Origin of the sequence: Streptomyces boetiae (assembly GCF_031845405.1) — a bacterium.
Classification (GTDB): domain Bacteria; phylum Actinomycetota; class Actinomycetes; order Streptomycetales; family Streptomycetaceae; genus Streptomyces; species Streptomyces boetiae.
Map to the genome: position 1 here is coordinate 1 of NZ_JAVREN010000050.1, position 17,167 is coordinate 17,167.

Annotated in this window: 17 protein-coding genes and 2 pseudogenes; 6 read left to right on the top strand and 13 right to left on the bottom strand. The window is 78.3% G+C overall.

The genetic code is table 11. The features are described 5' to 3' along the window. Positions 1 to 86: 86 nt before the first annotated feature. Positions 87 to 1,931 (top strand): acyltransferase domain-containing protein, encoded by a 1,845-nt coding sequence (locus RM780_RS23555; RefSeq protein WP_311632877.1) that lies wholly within the window; start codon positions 87 to 89, stop codon positions 1,929 to 1,931. Here the strand turns inward: RM780_RS23555 and RM780_RS23560 are convergent. The 4 genes and pseudogenes from RM780_RS23560 to RM780_RS23575 form a co-directional block, all read right to left on the bottom strand. Continuing rightward, positions 1,871 to 2,494: pseudogene (locus RM780_RS23560) on the bottom strand (TetR/AcrR family transcriptional regulator); the annotation flags it as partial. The gene RM780_RS23555 and the pseudogene RM780_RS23560 sit on opposite strands and share 61 nt — an antisense overlap. 95 nt (positions 2,495 to 2,589) lie before the next feature. Beyond that, a complete protein-coding gene (locus RM780_RS23565) occupies positions 2,590 to 2,991 on the bottom strand; it encodes an NUDIX hydrolase (RefSeq protein WP_311632879.1) in 402 nt (133 codons plus the stop codon). A 77-nt stretch (positions 2,992 to 3,068) separates the two neighbouring features. Next, entirely contained in the window at positions 3,069 to 3,461 is a 393-nt protein-coding gene (locus tag RM780_RS23570; protein WP_311632880.1) for a VOC family protein, read from the bottom strand. Between the two features lie 157 nt (positions 3,462 to 3,618). After that, positions 3,619 to 4,701 carry a DUF2332 domain-containing protein gene (locus RM780_RS23575; RefSeq protein WP_311632881.1) on the bottom strand — a complete coding sequence of 361 codons (1,083 nt, stop codon included), beginning with the start codon at positions 4,699 to 4,701 and terminating at the stop codon, positions 3,619 to 3,621. Between the two features lie 192 nt (positions 4,702 to 4,893). Here RM780_RS23575 and RM780_RS23580 point away from each other — a divergent pair. From RM780_RS23580 to RM780_RS23590, 3 genes and pseudogenes are all read left to right on the top strand, one after another. Then, positions 4,894 to 5,382 (top strand): annotated as a pseudogene (locus tag RM780_RS23580) (O-acetyl-ADP-ribose deacetylase); the annotation flags it as partial. A gap of 296 nt (positions 5,383 to 5,678) precedes the next feature. Continuing rightward, on the top strand, positions 5,679 to 6,389 hold the full coding sequence (locus tag RM780_RS23585) for a B3/B4 domain-containing protein (protein ID WP_311632882.1): 711 nt from the start codon (positions 5,679 to 5,681) through the stop codon (positions 6,387 to 6,389). A 33-nt stretch (positions 6,390 to 6,422) separates the two neighbouring features. Then, positions 6,423 to 6,848, top strand: coding sequence for a secondary thiamine-phosphate synthase enzyme YjbQ (locus RM780_RS23590; protein ID WP_311632883.1), 426 nt, complete (start codon positions 6,423 to 6,425; stop codon positions 6,846 to 6,848). A 69-nt stretch (positions 6,849 to 6,917) separates the two neighbouring features. Here RM780_RS23590 and RM780_RS23595 read toward each other — a convergent pair whose 3' ends face one another. The 4 genes from RM780_RS23595 to RM780_RS23610 form a co-directional block, all read right to left on the bottom strand. After that, on the bottom strand, positions 6,918 to 7,808 hold the full coding sequence (locus RM780_RS23595) for a sirohydrochlorin chelatase (RefSeq protein WP_311632884.1): 891 nt from the start codon (positions 7,806 to 7,808) through the stop codon (positions 6,918 to 6,920). Positions 7,809 to 7,958: 150 nt separating this feature from the next. Then, on the bottom strand, positions 7,959 to 9,002 hold the full coding sequence (locus RM780_RS23600) for an N-acetylglucosamine kinase (RefSeq protein WP_311632885.1): 1,044 nt from the start codon (positions 9,000 to 9,002) through the stop codon (positions 7,959 to 7,961). After that, positions 8,999 to 9,676 (bottom strand): uracil-DNA glycosylase, encoded by a 678-nt coding sequence (locus tag RM780_RS23605; protein WP_311632886.1) that lies wholly within the window; start codon positions 9,674 to 9,676, stop codon positions 8,999 to 9,001. The genes RM780_RS23600 and RM780_RS23605 overlap by 4 nt, the downstream gene beginning before the upstream one ends. 113 nt (positions 9,677 to 9,789) lie before the next feature. Next, positions 9,790 to 10,872: an NADH:flavin oxidoreductase/NADH oxidase gene (locus RM780_RS23610; protein WP_311632888.1), complete on the bottom strand. Its 1,083-nt coding sequence runs from the start codon at positions 10,870 to 10,872 to the stop codon at positions 9,790 to 9,792. Positions 10,873 to 10,983: 111 nt separating this feature from the next. On the opposite strand from RM780_RS23610, the gene RM780_RS23615 reads away from it, so the two are divergent. After that, entirely contained in the window at positions 10,984 to 11,403 is a 420-nt protein-coding gene (locus tag RM780_RS23615) for an ArsR/SmtB family transcription factor (protein WP_311632889.1), read from the top strand. A gap of 55 nt (positions 11,404 to 11,458) precedes the next feature. Here the strand turns inward: RM780_RS23615 and RM780_RS23620 are convergent, their stop codons facing one another. Next, the gene (locus RM780_RS23620; RefSeq protein ID WP_311632890.1) at positions 11,459 to 12,850 is read right to left on the bottom strand and encodes an FAD-dependent oxidoreductase; all 1,392 of its coding nucleotides are present in this window, start codon (positions 12,848 to 12,850) and stop codon (positions 11,459 to 11,461) included. 159 nt (positions 12,851 to 13,009) lie between these two features. Here RM780_RS23620 and RM780_RS23625 point away from each other — a divergent pair, with 159 nt between their 5' ends. Continuing rightward, complete coding sequence (locus tag RM780_RS23625; RefSeq protein WP_311632891.1) at positions 13,010 to 13,729, top strand: DUF6214 family protein; 720 nt, start codon at positions 13,010 to 13,012, stop codon at positions 13,727 to 13,729. Positions 13,730 to 13,819: 90 nt separating this feature from the next. On the opposite strand, the gene RM780_RS23630 is transcribed toward RM780_RS23625, so the two are convergent. From RM780_RS23630 to RM780_RS23645, 4 genes are all read right to left on the bottom strand, one after another. Next, on the bottom strand, positions 13,820 to 14,467 hold the full coding sequence (locus RM780_RS23630) for a TetR/AcrR family transcriptional regulator (protein ID WP_311632892.1): 648 nt from the start codon (positions 14,465 to 14,467) through the stop codon (positions 13,820 to 13,822). 148 nt (positions 14,468 to 14,615) lie between these two features. Then, positions 14,616 to 15,311 (bottom strand): HAD family hydrolase, encoded by a 696-nt coding sequence (locus RM780_RS23635; protein WP_311632893.1) that lies wholly within the window; start codon positions 15,309 to 15,311, stop codon positions 14,616 to 14,618. Positions 15,312 to 15,353: 42 nt separating this feature from the next. Then, positions 15,354 to 16,298, bottom strand: coding sequence for a M56 family metallopeptidase (locus RM780_RS23640; protein WP_311632894.1), 945 nt, complete (start codon positions 16,296 to 16,298; stop codon positions 15,354 to 15,356). Positions 16,299 to 16,442: 144 nt separating this feature from the next. Further along, entirely contained in the window at positions 16,443 to 17,144 is a 702-nt protein-coding gene (locus RM780_RS23645) for a DUF5134 domain-containing protein (RefSeq protein WP_311632895.1), read from the bottom strand. Positions 17,145 to 17,167 lie beyond the last annotated feature (23 nt).

A 17,167-nucleotide genomic window follows, 5' to 3' on the forward strand; every position in this document is an offset into this window, starting at 1 on the left:
TCCCGCCACCGCGCGCCCCCGCCCCGAGCGGGCCGTGGGCGTGCCCGTTCCCCACCCGCCAAGCCGAGCGTTGCTGGAGCGCCGTCATGAGCCAACACGCCATCGCCGTCATCGGACGGGCCTGCCGCCCTCCGCAGGGCACCGGCTTCGACGCCGAGTTCTTCGGGCTGCCGTCGGACGGCTCGCTGCCGCCCGACCCGGGCCAGGACCTGCTCCTCGAACTGCTCTGGGAGGCCGTGGAGGACGCCGGGTTCGTCCCCGCACCCCACGCGCTGCCCCCGGCGGACCCGGCGGACCCGGCCGCGTCCGCCCGGCGCGGGCCACGCGTGGTCCTCGCCTCGGCCGGCCTCGGCCGCGAACGGCTCGGCGCGCTGGGGGCGTTACTCCCGCCCGGCACCGCCACGGACGGCGCCCGGCGCTCGGGACCGGCCGCCGTCCAGGCCGCCTGCCGCGCCCTGCGGCGCGGCGAGGCCGACCTCGCCCTGGCCGGGGGCCGAGGCCTCGGCCCGGCCGGGCCCGCCGGGCCGGGAGCGGGCGCGGTGCTGCTCAAGCGGCTCGACCGGGCCCGCCTGGACGGCGACCGCGTGCTGCACGTCCTGACCGCCGACACGCAGGCGGCTCTGCGCGCCGCCCTGCGCCACATGCCGGACCTCGCCGGGGAAGCCGCGGTGGCCCCGGCCGTTCCGCCCCCGGCGCCCGGTCCGGCTTCGGCGCCCGCCCCCGGCGAGGCCGAGGCCCGCCCCCTGCCCTGGCCGATTTCCGCCGCCGGGCCCGAGGCGCTGCGCGCGCAGGCCCGGCGCCTCGCCGGCCACCTCGCCGCCCACCCCGGGGCCGGCCCCGCCGATGTCGGCCTGTCCCTGGCGGCCGGCCGCGCCACCCACCGCCACCGCGCCGTCGTGATCGGCGCCGACCGCGCCACGCTCCTGGCCGGGCTCCGCGCCGCCGCCGACGGCGCCGACGCCCCCCAGATGGTCCGGGGCGCCGGCCCCGCCCCGGCCGAACCCGCCCGCGTGGCCTGGGTGTTCTCCGGCTCCGGCGGCCAGTGGCACGGCATGGGCGCCGGCCTGCTGGACGCCTCGCCCGTCTTCCGCGAGCTGACCGAGGAGTGCGCCCGCGCCCTGGCCCCCCACACCGGCTGGTGGCTGCCCGACGTGCTGCGCGGCGCGCCCGGCGCCCCTGCCCTCGACGCCGAGGACGTCATCCAGCCCGCGCACTTCGCCCTCCAGGTGGCGCTCGCCGGAACTCTGCGCGCCCACGGCCTGCGCCCGCACGCCGTCGTCGGCCACTGCGCCGGGGAGGTGGCCGCCGCCCACGTCGCCGGGGCCCTCACCCTCGCGGACGCCGCCCGCGTCATCGCCCGCTGGAGCCAGGCCCAGGCCACCGTCGCCGGGCAGGGCCGCATGATCGCCGTCGCCGCCACCGAGGAGGAGGTCCGCGCCCGTCTCGGCGCCGCGGGCGCCGCCGGACGCCTGAGCGTCGGCGCCGTCAACGGCCCCGCCTCCGTCGTCGTCACCGGCGACCCCGAGGCCGCCGACGCCTTCCTCGCCCTCGCCCGCGCCGACGGCCTGCGCGCCACCCCTGTCGCCGCCGACCTCGGCGCCCACCGCCCCGCCATGGACGCCCTGCGCGAGCGCATCCTGCGCGACCTCGACGGCCTCGAACCGCGCCCAGGCGACCTGCCCTGCTACGTCCCGCTGGCCCAAGGCCCCGCCGACGGGGGGCAGTTCACCGCCGAGCACTGGGCGCGGATGCTGCGCGAGCCCGTCCCCTTCGCCCGCCTGACCCGCGCCGTCCTGCGCGATGGCCACACCGTCCTCCTCGAACTCGCCCCCCACCCCGTCCTGACCCCCGCCCTCCAGGAGACCGCCGGGGCGGGCGCCGCCGTCGCCTCGTCGACCCGGGCCGCGATGGCCGCCGCGGCCAGCTCGTAGCCCGAGTCGTCGCCGTGCAGGGACGACTCCGCGTTGGCCATGTCCAGCAGCGCCATCAGCTCGAAGGCCAGCCGCGCGACGTCCACGTCCGGGCGGAACTCGCCCAACCGCCGCGCCTCCTCGATCACCTCGCGCACGTACGCGATCCACTCGACCCGAGACTCCGCCACAGCGTCGCGCACCGCCCCGCTCCGCGAGCCGAACTCCGCGGCGACCACGGTGAAGAAACAGCCGCCCGGAAAGGCCCGCCCGCGCGAGTACGCCAGGTGCGCCTCGCACAGCCGCCGCACCCGCCCGGCGCCCGGCGGCACCTCGGACGCCGGCCGAACCACCCGGTCCACGAAGACCGCGCGCGCCGCCCGGACGGTGGCCAGCTGCAGCTCCTCCTTGGAGCCGAAGAGGGCGAACACGCCGCTCTTGCTCAGCCCCAGCTCCGTGGCGATCCGGCCGATCGACAGGCCGCCCAGCCCCTCCACCGAGGCGATGGCCATCGTCCGCCCCAGCACCAGCCGCCGCGTGGCGTTCCCCCGCTCCACCCGCCCGTCGGTCCGCGCCTCGCCCACCACGTGCACCTCCGTCCGCGCCCATCGTAACGAAGGCCCCGCCGCCGGGAACCGCCCCGGGAACGGCCCCGCGCACCGGCCCCGGGAGGCGGGGGTCAGCGCAGGCGCCCGGCCCGGGCGAGGGCGTCGAAGACCGCGTGGTCCACCGGGGGCGTGCGCTCCCGGTCGGCCAGGGACAGCCAGGCGATCTCCTCGATCTCGCGGGAGGCCACCGGCTCGCCCCGGTGCTCGGCCGTGTAGCAGGCCATCCGGACCAGGGTCCCCGCCGGCCGGTCGTCCGCCTCGGCCGTGAACGTCCCGAAGTGGGCCTCCGTTCCGGGCACCAGCGTCACCGACAGCTCCTCGTGGACCTCCCGCGCCAGGGCCTGGAGGTCGCTCTCGCCCGGCTCGCGCTTGCCCCCGGGGATGTAGAACAGGCTCCGCCCCCGGGTCCTGGCCGCCAGGACCCGGCCGTCCGCCACGTGCACCCAGGCCACCGTGTCGATGATCCCCGCCACCGCCCGCCCCTTCCGAAGCTCCGCGCGCCGCCCCTCGGGTGCGGGCCGCGACGATGATGCCACGCCCCGGCGGGGCCTCAGCGCACCGAGGGCCGCACGACCGGGCCGGGCTCCGGGGTGAAGGCGCAGAACTCGTTCCCCTCGGGATCCGCCAGCACGTCCCAGTCGAGGCCCCCGTCCCGGCGGCGCAGCAGTCGCGCGCCCCGCGCCAGCAGCGCGCCGGTGTCCGCCCAGACGTCGAAGTGCACGCGGTTCTTCGCCGACTTGGGCTCGGGCACGGGGTTGAACCAGATCAGCGGCCCCTGCCCCGACGGGTCGTGGATGGCCACCGGCCAGTGCGCCGGGACCTCGCCGCCCCCGGCCGCGGCCCGGCGCTCGTATCCGAGGACCGCGCACCACCAGTCGGCCAGCGCCTGGTGGTCGACCGCGTCCATCGCCAGGTCCTTGAACCGCGCGGGGGGCGCCGTCATCGCGGGCCCTCCCGGCGGGGCCGGGCCGGGCGCCGGGCGCCGTCCGGGGTCATGCGCGGGCGGCCCGCCGTCCCGGGGCCCGTCTCCTCGCGCCCCGCGGGGGCTGCCTCGCGCCTCGCCTCGCCGGTGATCCTGTGCGCCATGATCCCATCCTGCGTCAGCCGCCGTCCCCCGGCCACCGGGCCGGGACCCCGTGCGGGTGCGCCAGGGCCAGCAGCCGCTCCGGCTCCCGCCCCGAGCGGACCGACAGCCAGAAGCCCGGCTTTCCGCGCACCGCCCGGGGCTCGAAGGCGATGTGCGCGAAGCCGGCCTCGGGGGTTGCCGCGGCGGCCAGGCGGGCCAGCTCCGCCTCGGCCGCCGCCCACCGCGCCGCCGGGACGTACTGCCGCATGACGGAGTGCCACACCACCGTGACGGTGCCCGGCTCCAGCTCGACCGCCCCCAGGAACTCGTCCGCCCCGGCCGCCTCGACGGTGGCCGGGACCTTGGCCGCCACCTGGATCGCGCCCTCCAGCCGCCGCATCCGCCCCTCCTGGTCCGGCCACACGTACGCCCGCAGCGCCAGCGCCCCCTCGGCCCCCAGCGGGTCGATCGGGTCCGGGTCGCAGCCGCGCCGCTCCACGATCCGCAGCGCGGGGTGCCGCGCCGCGGCCTCCGGCAGCCAGCCGGGCGCCCCGCCCTCCCAGGCCCCGGTCAGCCGCACGGGCGAGTCCGGCGGCCCCCACGCGAAGCCGCCGCCCTCGTAACGGAACTGCTCCACCCGGAGGTTGAGCCCCGCGCTGGACCCCAGCTCGAACAGGCGCACGGGGCGCTGCGCCGCGGGCACGGCGTGCAGGAGTCCCGTCAGCAGCAGGTTCGAGCGGCCGACCTCGTTCGTCTGCGGCGGCCGGCTCAGCCAGGAGGTGATCCACTCCGGCTCCCGGGCCACGGCCTCCCGGAACGCCGGCCAGGCCGCGTCCGGCTCCCCGGGGTCGAACGCGCCCCCCGCGCTGGGGTAGTGCGCGGCCAGCGCGGGCGCCCGGCCGGTGAGCGCCAGGGCGTGCACGGCGCCCAGGAGGCGCAGGGGGAGCGCGTCGTCGAGGGCCGCCTCCCCGTACCTCGCCACGGCCGTCGCGCAGGGGCCGCCCTCCCGGATGTCCTCCGCGGCCCGCCTCAGCAGCGCCGCGTACAGCGGCGAGTCCAGCAGCTCGCACGCCGTGGCCTGTCTGAGGAAGAGCAGGGCAACGTCTTCGCGGGGCATTCTTACTCCTCCCGAGGGGCTGTCAAGATCATGGCGCCCGGCGGGGGTCCAGCGGAAGACCTGCCGGGGGAAACCTGCCCCGGGACGAGTCGGAGAAGTCGAGGAAGGCGGGTCACCGGATAACCCGTGCCCCGTTTCGCGCTGATCATGACAGCCCCGCGGCGGGGCGCGCCCGGCCGGCATCATGACCGCATGACGGCCCTCATCGCGGTTTCCGGGGACACGCCATCCAGAGGGTCGACGCCCTCGTCAACGCCGCCAACTCCAGCCTGCTGGGCGGCGGGGGTGTCGACGGGGCCATCCATCGCGCCGGCGGTTCGCAGATCCTGGCCGAGTGCCGCGCGCTGCGCGCCTCGCGCTACGGCCGCGGCCGGGCCGTGGCCACCACGGCGGGGCGCCTGCCGGCCCGCTGGGTCATCCACACGGTCGGCCCCGTCTTCACGACCGAGGAGGACCGCTCGGCGCTCCTCGCCTCCTGCTAGGGCGACTCCCCTTCGCATGGCCGCCGAACCCGGCGCCGCGACGGTCGCCTTCCCCGCCGTCTCCACGGGTCTGTACCGCTGGCCCATGGCCGGCGCCGCACGCATCGCGGTGGCCGCGGTCCGCGAGTCCGCCCCCGCCGGCGACTCCACCGGCCTCCGCTTCGTCCTCTTCGGCGACCACGCCCGTGAAGGCGCGGCAGGGCCGGGCCGGCTCACGGCGCCCCGGCCGCGCGGCCTGTTGCGGGCCTGCGCCCCGGCGGGCGCACCGAAGGCGCGCTGTCCGGCTTCCCGGCGGTGACCGGCCGGGGGCGGCGCCCCTCCGCTCACGCTCTGGTGCAACTTTGCCCCTAGTTCGCCCGCGTCCGCGTACTGGCGGTGACGCCGCCGGTTCTTCGCCCCCGCCCCCCGGCCCTCGGGCGCGTCCTCCGCGCACCGTGGCACGCCGATAGGGTGGGCCGGTCGGCGGACGAAACGGACGGCGGGAGCGGGACGGGAATGACGCGGTTGACGGTGGCGGCGGAGGTCTGTGAGGCGTTTCCGGGGCTCGCGGTGGCCGCCGTGGTCGCCGAGGGCGTGGACGGGCAGGCCCGCTGGGAGGAGACCGAGCGGCTCCTCGCGGACGTCGAGGCCGCGGCGGCGGACGGCACCTGGGCCGCCCCCGAGGAGAGCGACCCGCTGCTCGCCTCCTGGCAGGGCGCCTACCGCGCCTTCGGCACCAACCCCCGCCGCTTCCGCCCCAGCATGGACGCCCTCGCGCGGCGGCTGGCCAAGTCCGGCCGCCTGCCGCGCATCGGCTCCGCCGTCGATACCTACAACGCCGTCTCCGTCTCCCACCACGTCCCGGCGGGAGCCTTCGACCTGGCCGCCGTCCGCGGGGACATCGCGCTGCGCCACGCGGGGGAGGGCGAGGCGTTCACCCCCCTCGGCGAGCCCGGCACCACCGAGGAGGCCCGCCCGGGCGAGGTGATCTACGCCGACGCCGACGGCGTCCTGACCCGCCACTGGAACCACCGCGACAGCGACCGCACCAAGGTGACCCCGGCCTCGCGCGACATCCTCTTCCTGATGGAGGCCGTGGACCACGACGCCGGCCGCAAGGCCGTCACCCAGGCCGCCGACCGGCTCGCCGTCCTCCTGGCCCCGCGCGCGGCCCGCGTCACCCCGCACCTCCTCGACCCCGCCACCCCCACGGCCACCCTCCGCTGAGCCCCCGGGCGGGGGGCGGCGGATCATGGAGCCATGTCTGACGCCTTCACCACCCGCGTGATCGAGATCGCCACCGGCTCCACCGAGCGCGTCCACGACCTGACGGACGCCTGCGCCGCCTTCCTCGGCGACGTGGCCGCCGCCCGCGACGGCCTGCTGAACGTCTTCGTCCCCCACGCGACGGCCGGCATCGCGCTCATCGAGACCGGCGCGGGCAGCGACACGGACCTGCTGACCGCGCTGCGCGACCTGCTCCCGGCCGACGACCGGTGGCGCCACCGGCACGGAAGCCCCGGCCATGGGCGCGACCACGTCCTCCCGGCGTTCATCGCCCCGCACGCGACCCTGCCCGTCCTCAACGGCCGCCTGGCGCTGGGCACGTGGCAGTCGGTATGCCTGGTCGACACCAACGCCGACAACCCGCGCCGGGAGGTGCGCCTGTCGTTCCTCGGCGGCTGAGACGACTGAGACGACCGGGGCGGCTATGAGGGAACGGCGGGCCGCCCGGGGTTCCGGGCGGCCGGGGTGTCAGCGGGCGTGGGCGCCCTGGGAGGGGCGCTGGGGGGCGATGCCGACCTGGTTCATGTAGGCGGAGAGGACGAGCTTGCCCACGGCCGGGTAGGACCCCAGCGGCTCGGAGGCCGGGCAGCCCGCCTCGCGGGAGGCCGAGGCCAGCAGGCTCTCGGGGATCTCCGGGCCGATCACGTAGGGGGCCAGGGCGAGTTGCTGCGAGCCGGCCTCGGTCAGCCGCCGGGCCGTCTCCGCCACCGAGCCCTCCTGGTCCAGCCCGGCGGCCAGCACCGGCACCGCGAGCCGGGCGGAGAGCAGCATCCCCGTGATTCCCGCCGCCTGCACGGCCTCCGCGCCACCCGCCGCCGCCAGCACGATGCCGTCGGCGGCCGTGGCGACGGTGAACAGCCGCGCCCGGTCGGCGCGGGCGAGCCCCGCCTCCGACAGCCGCACGTGCACCGCCTCGGCGAGCAGCGGGTGCGGTCCCAGCACCTCGGTCAGCTCCGCCCCGGTGCCGCTGTCCCGCACCACCTGCCCTATCACACCCAACTGCGCCTCGTCCGGGCCCGCGAGCAGCGGCACGACGACCGGCACCGGGCGCTCCGCCGCGGCTCCGCCGGGGCCCTGCGTCGCGGCGTGCGTCAGCACCTCGCGCAGCGCGGGGAACTCCTCGTCGCCGCCCCCCGCGTACCCGAACCGGGCGTCCAGGCCGGGCAGTTCGGAGCGGGCGATGCTCGTCACCTCCTCGGCCAGGGCACGGCTCTCCGGCGACGGGCTCCCCGGCACGGCGAGCACCAGCGCGGGGGCGCCCTCGGGCGCGGCAGCGGGCTCCGGCCTGCGGTGACGGCCGGGCTGGCGGGGCCGCGGCATACGGACGGGGAGGCCGGATGCGGGAGAGGGCGAGCTCATGTCGCGCATGTTAATGCCTTGCCGCGCCCCGCTGTTCCCCCCGGAGGAACCCGCCCGCATCTGTCCCGAATGTCCCACGCATCGCCGTGACAAATCCGGGCGCTTCCTTACTGCGCGGACACGGTGCCCCCACGCGGCATTCACGCGTGTCTACAGTGCGTCGCCGTGCAGGGTGAGCAGCGCCGGGTCCGGGGGCAGCCGCAGCCTTCCTGCGGCGAGCCCGGCGGCCACGCGCAGCGCGCCGCCCAGCGGGTCCCCGGCCGCCTCGGTCACCTTCGCGCGCGGCAGCAGCCGCGCCAGCTCGGCCCGCACCGGCCCCAGCAGCGGCGGGCCGACCCGGAACAGTCCCCCGGTCAGCGCCACGACAACGCCCCCGCCCGGCGCGGTTCCGTTCGCCGCCGGCCCGCCTTCCCGCGGGCAGACGGCCGCGGCCGTGGCCGCGATCTCCGCGGCGGCGGAGGCCAGGATGCCGGCCGCGACCGGGTCGGACGCCGCGCAGCGTGCCACCTGCGGGGCGAAGGAGGCCAGCAGCGCGGGTCTGTCGGGGCGCGGGTAGAGCAGGGCGGGCAACCCGGCCACCGGGCCGAACTCCTCCTCGGCGCGTGCCAGCAGCGCGGCCGAGCCGCCCGGCCGCCCGTCGTGGGCGCGCAGCGCGGCCTCCAGCCCCGCCCGCCCGATCCAGGCCCCGCCGCCGCAGTCCCCCAGCAGGTGGCCCCAGCCGTCCGCGCGGCGCCAGTCCCGCAGGTCGGTGCCCAGTGCGATCATGCCGGTGCCGGCCGCGACGACGGCTCCCGGGCGTTCGCCGAGCGCCCCGGCGTAGGCGGTCACGGCGTCGGCGGCCAGCGCCACCCGCCGGGCGCCGAGGGCCGGGGCCAGGGCGCCGGGCAGGGCCGCGCGCAGCCCCGCGCCGAGGGTGGCCATGCCGGCGGCGCCGACGCACACGGCCTCGACGCGGGCCGCGCCCGCCTCCGTGAGCAGGGCCCGGGCGGCGGGCAGCAGCAGCCCCAGCAGGTGATCGGCGTCGATGCCCGAGGCCCCGGTGCGCACGGGCCCGCGCTCGGCCACGGCAGCCGCAGCGCCCGAAAAGCCCGAGGAGCCCCCGGCGCGCCCCAGCGCGACCCGCAGCCCCGAGCCGCCGGAGTCCACGCCCAGCGCCCAGCCCCCGTCGTTCCCCGCCCCCGGCGGGGCGGTCACGGAAGCTTCCAGTCCACGGGCTGCGCGCCCTGCTCCGCCAGCAGCGCGTTCGCCCGGCTGAAGGGGCGCGAGCCGAAGAAGCCGCGGTCGGCCGACATGGGGGAGGGGTGCGCCGACTCCACGGCCGGCACCGGTCCGAGCAGAGGCCGCAGCCCGCGCGCGTCGCGGCCCCACAGGATCGCGACCAGCGGCCGTCCGCGCGCGGCGAGCGCCCTGATGGCCTGCTCGGTGACCTCCTCCCAGCCCTTGCCGCGGTGCGCGCCGGGGCGGCGCGGGGCGGTGGTCAGGGCGCGGTTGAGCAGCAGGACGCCCTGCCCGGTCCACGGGGTCAGGTCGCCGCTGGCGGGCCGGGGCAGGCCCAGGTCCTCGCCCAGCTCGCGGAAGATGTTCTCCAGGCTGCCGGGCAGCGGGCGCACCTCCGGGCCCACCGAGAAGCTCAGGCCGACCGCGTGGCCCGGCGTCGGATACGGGTCCTGACCGACGATCAGGACCCGCACCTCGTCGAAGGGCTGCTGGAACGCCCGCAGCACCTGGTGCCCGGCGGGCAGATAGGTGCGGCCCGCGGCGACCTCGGCCCGCAGGAAGGCGCCCATCGCGGTGATCCGGTCGGCCACGGGGGCCAGGGCCGCGGCCCAGCCGGGCTCGACGATCTCGTTCAAGGGTCGTGCTGCCACGGTCCGTCACCCTACTGGAGGACCGGGGCGCCCGCCCCCGCAACCGGGTGCGCCCGGTGCCCCTCGCCGCGGGCGCCGGGCGCACGGAAACGCCCGCCCGGTGCGCGGCGGTGTCAGGAGGCGCGCTGGTACTGCGGGGGCACGCCGGCGCGGGGCGCGCCGAGTTCGCGCGCCGCGCGCTGCGGCCAGTAGGGCTCGCGCAGCAGCTGACGGCCCAGCAGCACCGCGTCGCTCTCGCCGCCCGCGACGATCTTCTCGGCCTGGCCCGGCTCGGTGATCAGCCCGGCGACGGCCGTCGGCAGGCCGGTCTCGCCGCGCACCCGCGCGGCGAAGGGCACCTGGTACCCGGGGCCCACCGGGATGGTCACACGGGGGGCGTTCCCGCCGGAGGAGACGTCGAGCAGGTCCACACCGTGTGCCTTCAGGTCGGCCGCGAGGCGGACGGTGTCCTCTGGCGTCCAGCCGTCCGAGGGGAGCCAGTCGGTGGCGGAGACGCGGAAGAACAGCGGCAGCTCCTCGGGCCAGACCGCGCGGACGGCGTCCACCACCTCCAGCGCGAAGCGCGAGCGGCCGGCGAAGTCGCCGCCGTAGCCGTCGGTGCGGCGGTTGCTGTGCGGGGAGAGGAACTCGCCCAGCAGGTACCCGTGCGCGCCGTGCACCTCGGCGACCTGGAAGCCCGCGGCCAGCGCCCGCCGCGCGGCGGCGGCGAAGGCGGCGGTGATCTCCGCGATCGCGTCCTCGCTCAGCTCCTCGGGCACGGGGTGGCCCGCGTCGAACGCCAGGGGGCTGGGCGCGACCGGCGGCCAGCCGCCCGCCGCGGCGTCCAGCGGCCCGCCGCCCTCCCAGGGGCGGCCGGTGGATGCCTTGCGGCCCGCGTGGGCGAGCTGGATGCCCGCGACGGCGCCCTGCCGGCGGGCGAACGCGGCGACGCGCGCGAGCCCCTCGGCCTGCGCCTCGTTCCACAGCCCGAGGTCGTAGGGGCTGATGCGGCCCTCGGGCGTCACCGCGGTGGCCTCCACCAGCACCAGCCCGGCCCCGCCGGCGGCCCGGGCGCCGTAGTGCGCCAGGTGCCAGTCGTTGACCGCGCCGGCAGCCGCGCCCGCGGAGTCCGCCGAGTACTGGCACATGGGTGCCATCCAGGCGCGGTTGGGGAAGGTGACGGACCGCAGGGTCAGGGGATCGAACAGCGCGCTCACGCGGGACTCCTCGGCTGTGTCCGGGCGGCGGGGCTCCGGCGGGACTTCAGTACGAGAACAATCGTACTTTATTTTCCACCGGAGGGGTGTCAGTACTCGTACAATCGAGCCATGACCTCACCCCCGGCAACCACCTCAGGTGGCCGCGAACTCGCCCACCCCGCACGGGAGGAGATCCGCCTGGAGCAGGTGCTGCACGCGCTCGCCGACCCGCTGCGCCTCGGGGTGGTCCGCGCCCTCGCCTCGGCCCCCGAGGACCTGCCCTGCGGGGTCTTCGCCCTCCCCGTGAGCAAGTCCACCTGCACGCACCACTTCCGCGTCCTGCGGGAGAGCGGCGTCATCCGCCAGGTCTACCGCGGCACCGCGAAGATGAACGCCCTGCGCCGCGCCGACCTCGACCACCTGTTTCCCGGGCTGCTGGACGGCGTGCTGTCCGCCGCCCAGGAGCAGGCGGGCCGCGAGCGCGAGGACGGACCCCCCAGACGCACGGCCCGCGACCGGCGCGAGCCCCGCACCGACCCGGCGGGCTGACGGCGCGGCCCCGGCACCCCGGGTCGCGTCCGTCAGCCCGCCCGCCCCCATCGCCTCAGGCGCCGCGCGCCGCCGCCAGGAGGCCATCCCAGTCCGCGATCTTCACCGTGCCGCGCGACAGGCTGCGGCCCAGAGCCGCCTCCGCCGCCTCGATGCCCAGCCAGCCCGGCCACTCCACCGGGGACAGTCCCGCCTCCCGGAGCGCGAGCAGCGGGTCCCGGCCTGTCACGGGCCGCCGCGCCAGCGCCGGTAGGTCCGTCAGCAGCGCCTCGGCCGTCTCCTTGGCGCAGGGCCGGTTCGTCCCGATCACGCCCGTGGGCCCCCGCTTGATCCACCCGGCCACGTACGCGCCCGGCACCGGAACGCCCTCCCGCAGCACGCGCCCCCGGTCGTGCGGCACGGTACCCCCGCCCGGCTCGAACGGCAGCCCGGGCACCGGCACTCCCCGGTACCCCACTGAGCGCAGCACCAACTGGGCCTCGATGTCCAGGAGTTCGCCTGTGCCCCGCACCCCGCCCGCGCCGTCGGGCGCCGTCCGCTCGAAGCGGACCCCGCGCACCGCGCCCGCCGCGTCGCCGAGGATCTCCACCGGGCGCAGGAAGAACCGCAGCCGGATGGCCCGCCCCTCGCCCGCCCGTTTCCCGTCCGCCCGCCCGGGCCCGTCGGCCCGCTCCGCCTCGCCCGCCCAGGCGCCCAGCGCGGCCACGTTCCGCCGCGCGACCCCCGGCAGCCCGGAGGGGTCCGCCCAGGCCGGGTCCGCCGCCAGCTCCTCCTCCCGCACCACGACCCGCGTGCCCGGCAGGGAGCCCAGCTCGCGCAGCTCCTTGGTGGTGAACTTCGCCTGCGCCGGGCCGCGCCGCCCCACCACGTGCACCTCCCGCACCGCGCTGGCGGCCAGCGCCTCCAGCGTCCCCTGCGGGATGTCCGTGGAACGCAGCTCCTCAGCGCCGCGCGCCAGGATCCGCGCGACGTCCACCGCGACGTTGCCCACGCCGATCACCACCACGCTGCGCGCGGCCAGCGGGAAGGCCGCCCCGCCCGCGTCGGGGTGGGCGCTGTACCAGGAGACGAAGTCGGTGGCCGAGCGGCTGCCCGCCAGGTCCTCCCCGGGGATGCCCAGACGCCGGTCCGAGGCCGCGCCCACGCAGTAGACCACCGCGTGGTACAGCGCCCCCAGCTCCGCCGCGGACACCCCGCCGGGCCCGACGGGGACGTTCCCGACGAAGCGCACCCCCGGCTGCTCCAGCACCCCGCGCAGGCTGGTCTGCAGCGACTTGATCTTCTCGTGGTCCGGGGCCACGCCGTACCGCACCAGCCCGTACGGGCAGGGCAGCCGGTCCAGCACGTCCACCGCGAGCGGGTCGGGCCGGCCGGCCCGACCCTGGAGCAGGGACTGGGCCGTGTAGACCCCGCTCGGCCCGGATCCCACCACAGCAACTCGCAGCATGCCAGGGCTCCTTACGCCGCCGGACGCCGACCGCGACGTCGGCGCGGCCTCCAGCATCGCACCGGAGCGGTCGCACCGGGAGTGAGCTGACGGGGTGCAGTGCGCCCGGGGCGTGCGCGCCGGAACGCCCGGGCTCCGCGCGCGGTCTAGGTTGCCCCCGTGGTGAAAGGTAGCTTTTCCGGCTTTCCGGATGGCCGGCCGCCCGACGGGCCCGAGCCGGCGCGGCCCGTGTGGAACCTCAAGGCGCACGGCTCCGGCGCCCCGGGCCTGCCGCCCTGGCTCTGCGTCAACCTCGTCCTCCCCGACGGCGCCCGCCTCGACGTTCTGGCCCACGTCCGCGACGGCCGCCTGCTGATCGAGGACCTGCGCGCCGACCCCCCGCTCGCCCTCGACGGCCTGGCTCAGCTCCCCGAACGCCTGCGCGGCCCGCTCCGCGAGGCCGGCCGCGCCGCCGGCGCGACCCCGCCCGCCCTGCCGCCCGCCGACGCCCCGCACGGCGCCACCGGCCCGCCCGCTCTCCCCCCGGGCGGCCCCGCCGCGGAGGACCCGGCGCCCGAACCGCCGGTGGCGGAACGATCCGCCGCCGCCCGCCGGCCCCCCGCGGGCCCGGAGCCGCCCCCCGCCGGACAGGAGGGGACGGCCGGTTCCGGGAACGCCCGGGGCCGCCCCGCCCGCCACCGCGCCCGCCGCCGCAGGACCGGACGCCGCGACGGCCTGCGCGCCGCCGCCCGCGTCTACCTGGCCGCCCGCGACCAGGGGGCCGACCCGGTCCTCGCCGTCATGCGGGCCACCGGCCGCAGCCGCCGCCGGGCCCTGCGCCTGATCGCCGCCGCCCGCGACAAGGGCCACCTGACCACCCCGCGCCACGCCCGGCGTTGAACCACCCGCGCCGCGCCCGTCGTTGCCCCGCACGCCGCCGCCCCCGGCACTGAACCGCCCCACGCCCGGCCGGGCGCGGCACCGCCCGCCTCAGGGCTCCGGAAGGAGGGGGCGGGGCAGGCCCCCCGAGGGCCGCTCGCCGCGCGGCATGCCCATCTCCCATGCCAGCCCGTACCGCGCGAACAGCTCGGCCCGCAGCCGCTCCAGCGGCATCGGCGCCCCCGGCAGCAGCTGCGCCACCACCGCGCCCATCAGCAGGGCCCGCAGCAGCGGGTAGTCGGTGTCCGGCTCGGGCGACCCGTAGCGCTCCACGGTCTGCCGCAGCAGGAACGCCAGCCGCTGCTGCTCCTCGCACCGGATGAAGCCCTCGGGGTGCAGCAGCCCGGCCATGTGCGCCCGCATCAGCCCGGGCCGGTCGGCGGCCAGGCCCAGGACCGCGTCGATCGCGCGGGCGAGCATCTCGCGCCCGGCGTTCGGCCCAGAGGGCAGCGGCGGGCGTTCCAGCGCCTCGGACAGCGTGAGGTGCATCAAACGGTGCACCGCGGCCTGCAGCAATTGCCGCTTGCCGGGGAAGTAATACGAGATCAGCCCTCGCGCCGAGCCGGCGCGGTCCGCGATGTCGCCCAGGGTGGTGGCGTCGATGCCGCGCTCGGAGACCAGCTCCACCGTCGCGTCCAGCAGCCGGTGACGAGAGCGTCGGCGCATTTCTTCATTGACCGCAGCGCTGCGAGGCGACATGCTGGACTCCCGTTGACTGGCTTCCAGTCAATATACTCAGCACGAACCCGGACACTCGCCCGGCCCGGCCGAGCCCTGTCCGGGACCGGCACCGGTATCGGGCGGCGCGGGGGACCGTCCGATACCGGCGCCGGCCCCGGAGCGGCGCTCAGCCCAGCAGGCCCAGCACCGGGCGCAATCCGTCCGGGCGCTCCTCCACCGGCAGGTGCTCCACCAGGTGCACGGCACAGCCGAGCGCCGCCGCGCCGCCGTCCTTGGCCGGGTCGTCGCCGACCATCAGCGCCTGCTCCGGGGCCAGCCCCAGCGCCCCGCAAGCCGCGAGGAACAGCGCCGGGTCCGGCTTCACCGTGCCGTGCTCGTACGACAGGACGTAGGCGTCGACCAGCTCGTCCAGGCCGTGGGCGCGGAAGACGGGCCGCAGGTCCCAGCCGATGTTGCTCACCACCGCGACCCTCAGGCCCCGCCCGGCCAGGGCCCTGAGCACCGGCAGGCTGTCCGGATAGGGGTGCCAGGCGGCCGGGCGGCGGTGCCGCTCGTACAGCTCGTCGTACAGCCGCTCGTCGGGCAGCGGCACCTGCCGCGCCAGCCCCGTGTACAGCTCCCGGTGCCCGGCGGCCTGCTTGTCCCGGTCCCGCCACAGCTCCTCCAGCTCCGGCGGGATCGCACGCGGCGGTGTCGCGCCCGGCAGGCCCCCGGCCTCCTCCAGGGCCGCGGCGTACCGGTCCACGTCCTGCGCCGGCAGGCGCGCGCCCGTGGCCTCCAGGGCGGCCGTCAGCCAGGAGCGGGCCGGCTCGATGCGCATCAGCGTTCCCGAGAAGTCGAAGAGCACGCCAGTGATCGCCATGCTCCGATCGTGCCCGCACCACGGGCCGCACGCCAGCCGCCCTCAGCCGCCCAGCGCCGAGAGGCCCGGCGCGAAGGCCACCAGCAGCGGGACCGCCGGGACCAGTGTGGCGGCGGCCGTCATCCGCACGCGGCGGGCCGCGGGCAGGCGGGGCGCCGGGGTCAGCAGCCGGTGCACGCGCAGCGGCAGGTGCGCCTGGTGGTGGGCGTGCCCGGCGAAGGCGCCGCGGTCCTCGTTCAGCCCGACCAGGGCCAGGGCCGTGGTCAGCCGCCCGAAGCGGCGCGAGGCCACGTCGTCGGCCGCCAGCTCGACCAGCCGGTGCACCTGGTGCCGGAACGCCCGGAACACCGGCACCCGCGGGAAGCCCCGGGCCAGCGCGCCGGAGCAGTGCAGGAGCCAGTGGTGCCGCGCCCGGACGTGGCCCTGCTCGTGGGCGAGCACGGCGTCGAGCTGCCGGCCGTTGAGCCGCCGCAGGGCACCCGTGGTGATCACCAGCCGGGAGGCGGGGCCGGCCAGCAGCCAGGCGTCGGGGCGTTCGTCCTCCAGCACGATCAGCCGCTCGCCCGCGTCGGCCGCCTCCCAGGGCAGCCGGGGCGAGCGGGTCAGCAGCGCCGCGCGGCGGCGGCGCCGGGTGCGGCGGCCCGCGCGCACCTCGCGGGTGAGCATCACCGCCGTCCACGCCCCGCCGCAGGCCAGCAGCACGGCCACCGCGGCGGCCCAGCCCTGGCCGTCGGGCCGCAGCGCGTAGGCGTCCACGACCTGGCTGGGGGCGGGCGCGAAGACCTGACCGCGCACGGCCTGCCAGGCGGCGGCGCCGGAGAGGGCCATGGCGAGCACGCAGCACAGCAGGACGGCCGCCACCACGCACTGCCACACCCACAGCGCGAGCACCGGCTCGCGGTCGGGCCACGAGCCGCGGGCCAGGACGCGCGGCGCCGCGGCCGCGGTCAGCCCGCCCAGCACGAGCAGTGTGAGGGCGACCACCATGCGCTCAGCCTAGAACCCGGCGCGGCGGGCCCGGAACCGGCGGCGGCCACACGTGACGCACGCCTCACCCGGCCCCCGGGAAACGCCCGCGGCGGGGGTGGATCGGCGCGCGCGGCGCGGGCGTTCACGGGCCCGCTCGGGCACTCACAGGCCCAGGAGCATCGCGACCATGCCCAGCGCCAGGGCCAGGCGGCAGGCCGCCGCCACCTCGGGGGAACGCCCGGCCTCCGCCGTCCCGGCCGCGCGGCTCCGCGCCCTTCCGGGGGCCGGGAGCCCGCCGCCCCGGTGCCCGGGCCGTTCCCCTGCCCGCCCGCCCGGTGCGCCGCCGCACTCTCCCCGCCCGCCCGGTGCGCCCATGGCCGCCCACCCCGCCCCTGCGGGCGCCGCGGCCGGCAGCAGGCGCGGGGCGGCGAGCAGGGCGTACAGGGCGAAGTACGCCAGCAGTGCCCCGGTCACCGCCGGTATCCCGGCCGGGGCGTGTGCGCCGTGGCCGCTTCCGGCGGGGGCCGCCGCCATCGCCGCGGCCATGTAGACCATCGCCAGCGCCTCCACCGCGTGGTGCCCCTGGTGCGCTGCGCCGGCCCGGCGCAGCGCGGCTGCCCGCAGCGCCAGCGCGCCGAAGAACACCGCGAACAGCGCGGCGGCCCCGGCCCGGGGCACGGCCGCCGGGAGCGGCACCGCCATCGCGGCCATGCCCAGGCCCATCGCCGCCTCCACGGCGGCGGGCCGCCGCGCAGCGCCCCGCCCCGGGTGCTCCCGCCACAGCCGGTGCCCGCAGTACCCGCCCGTGGCCCCGCACAGCGCCACCAGGAGCCAGCCCACCAGCTCAGGACCGTGCCCGTGCACCCGCCCACCTCCGCGCCCGCCGT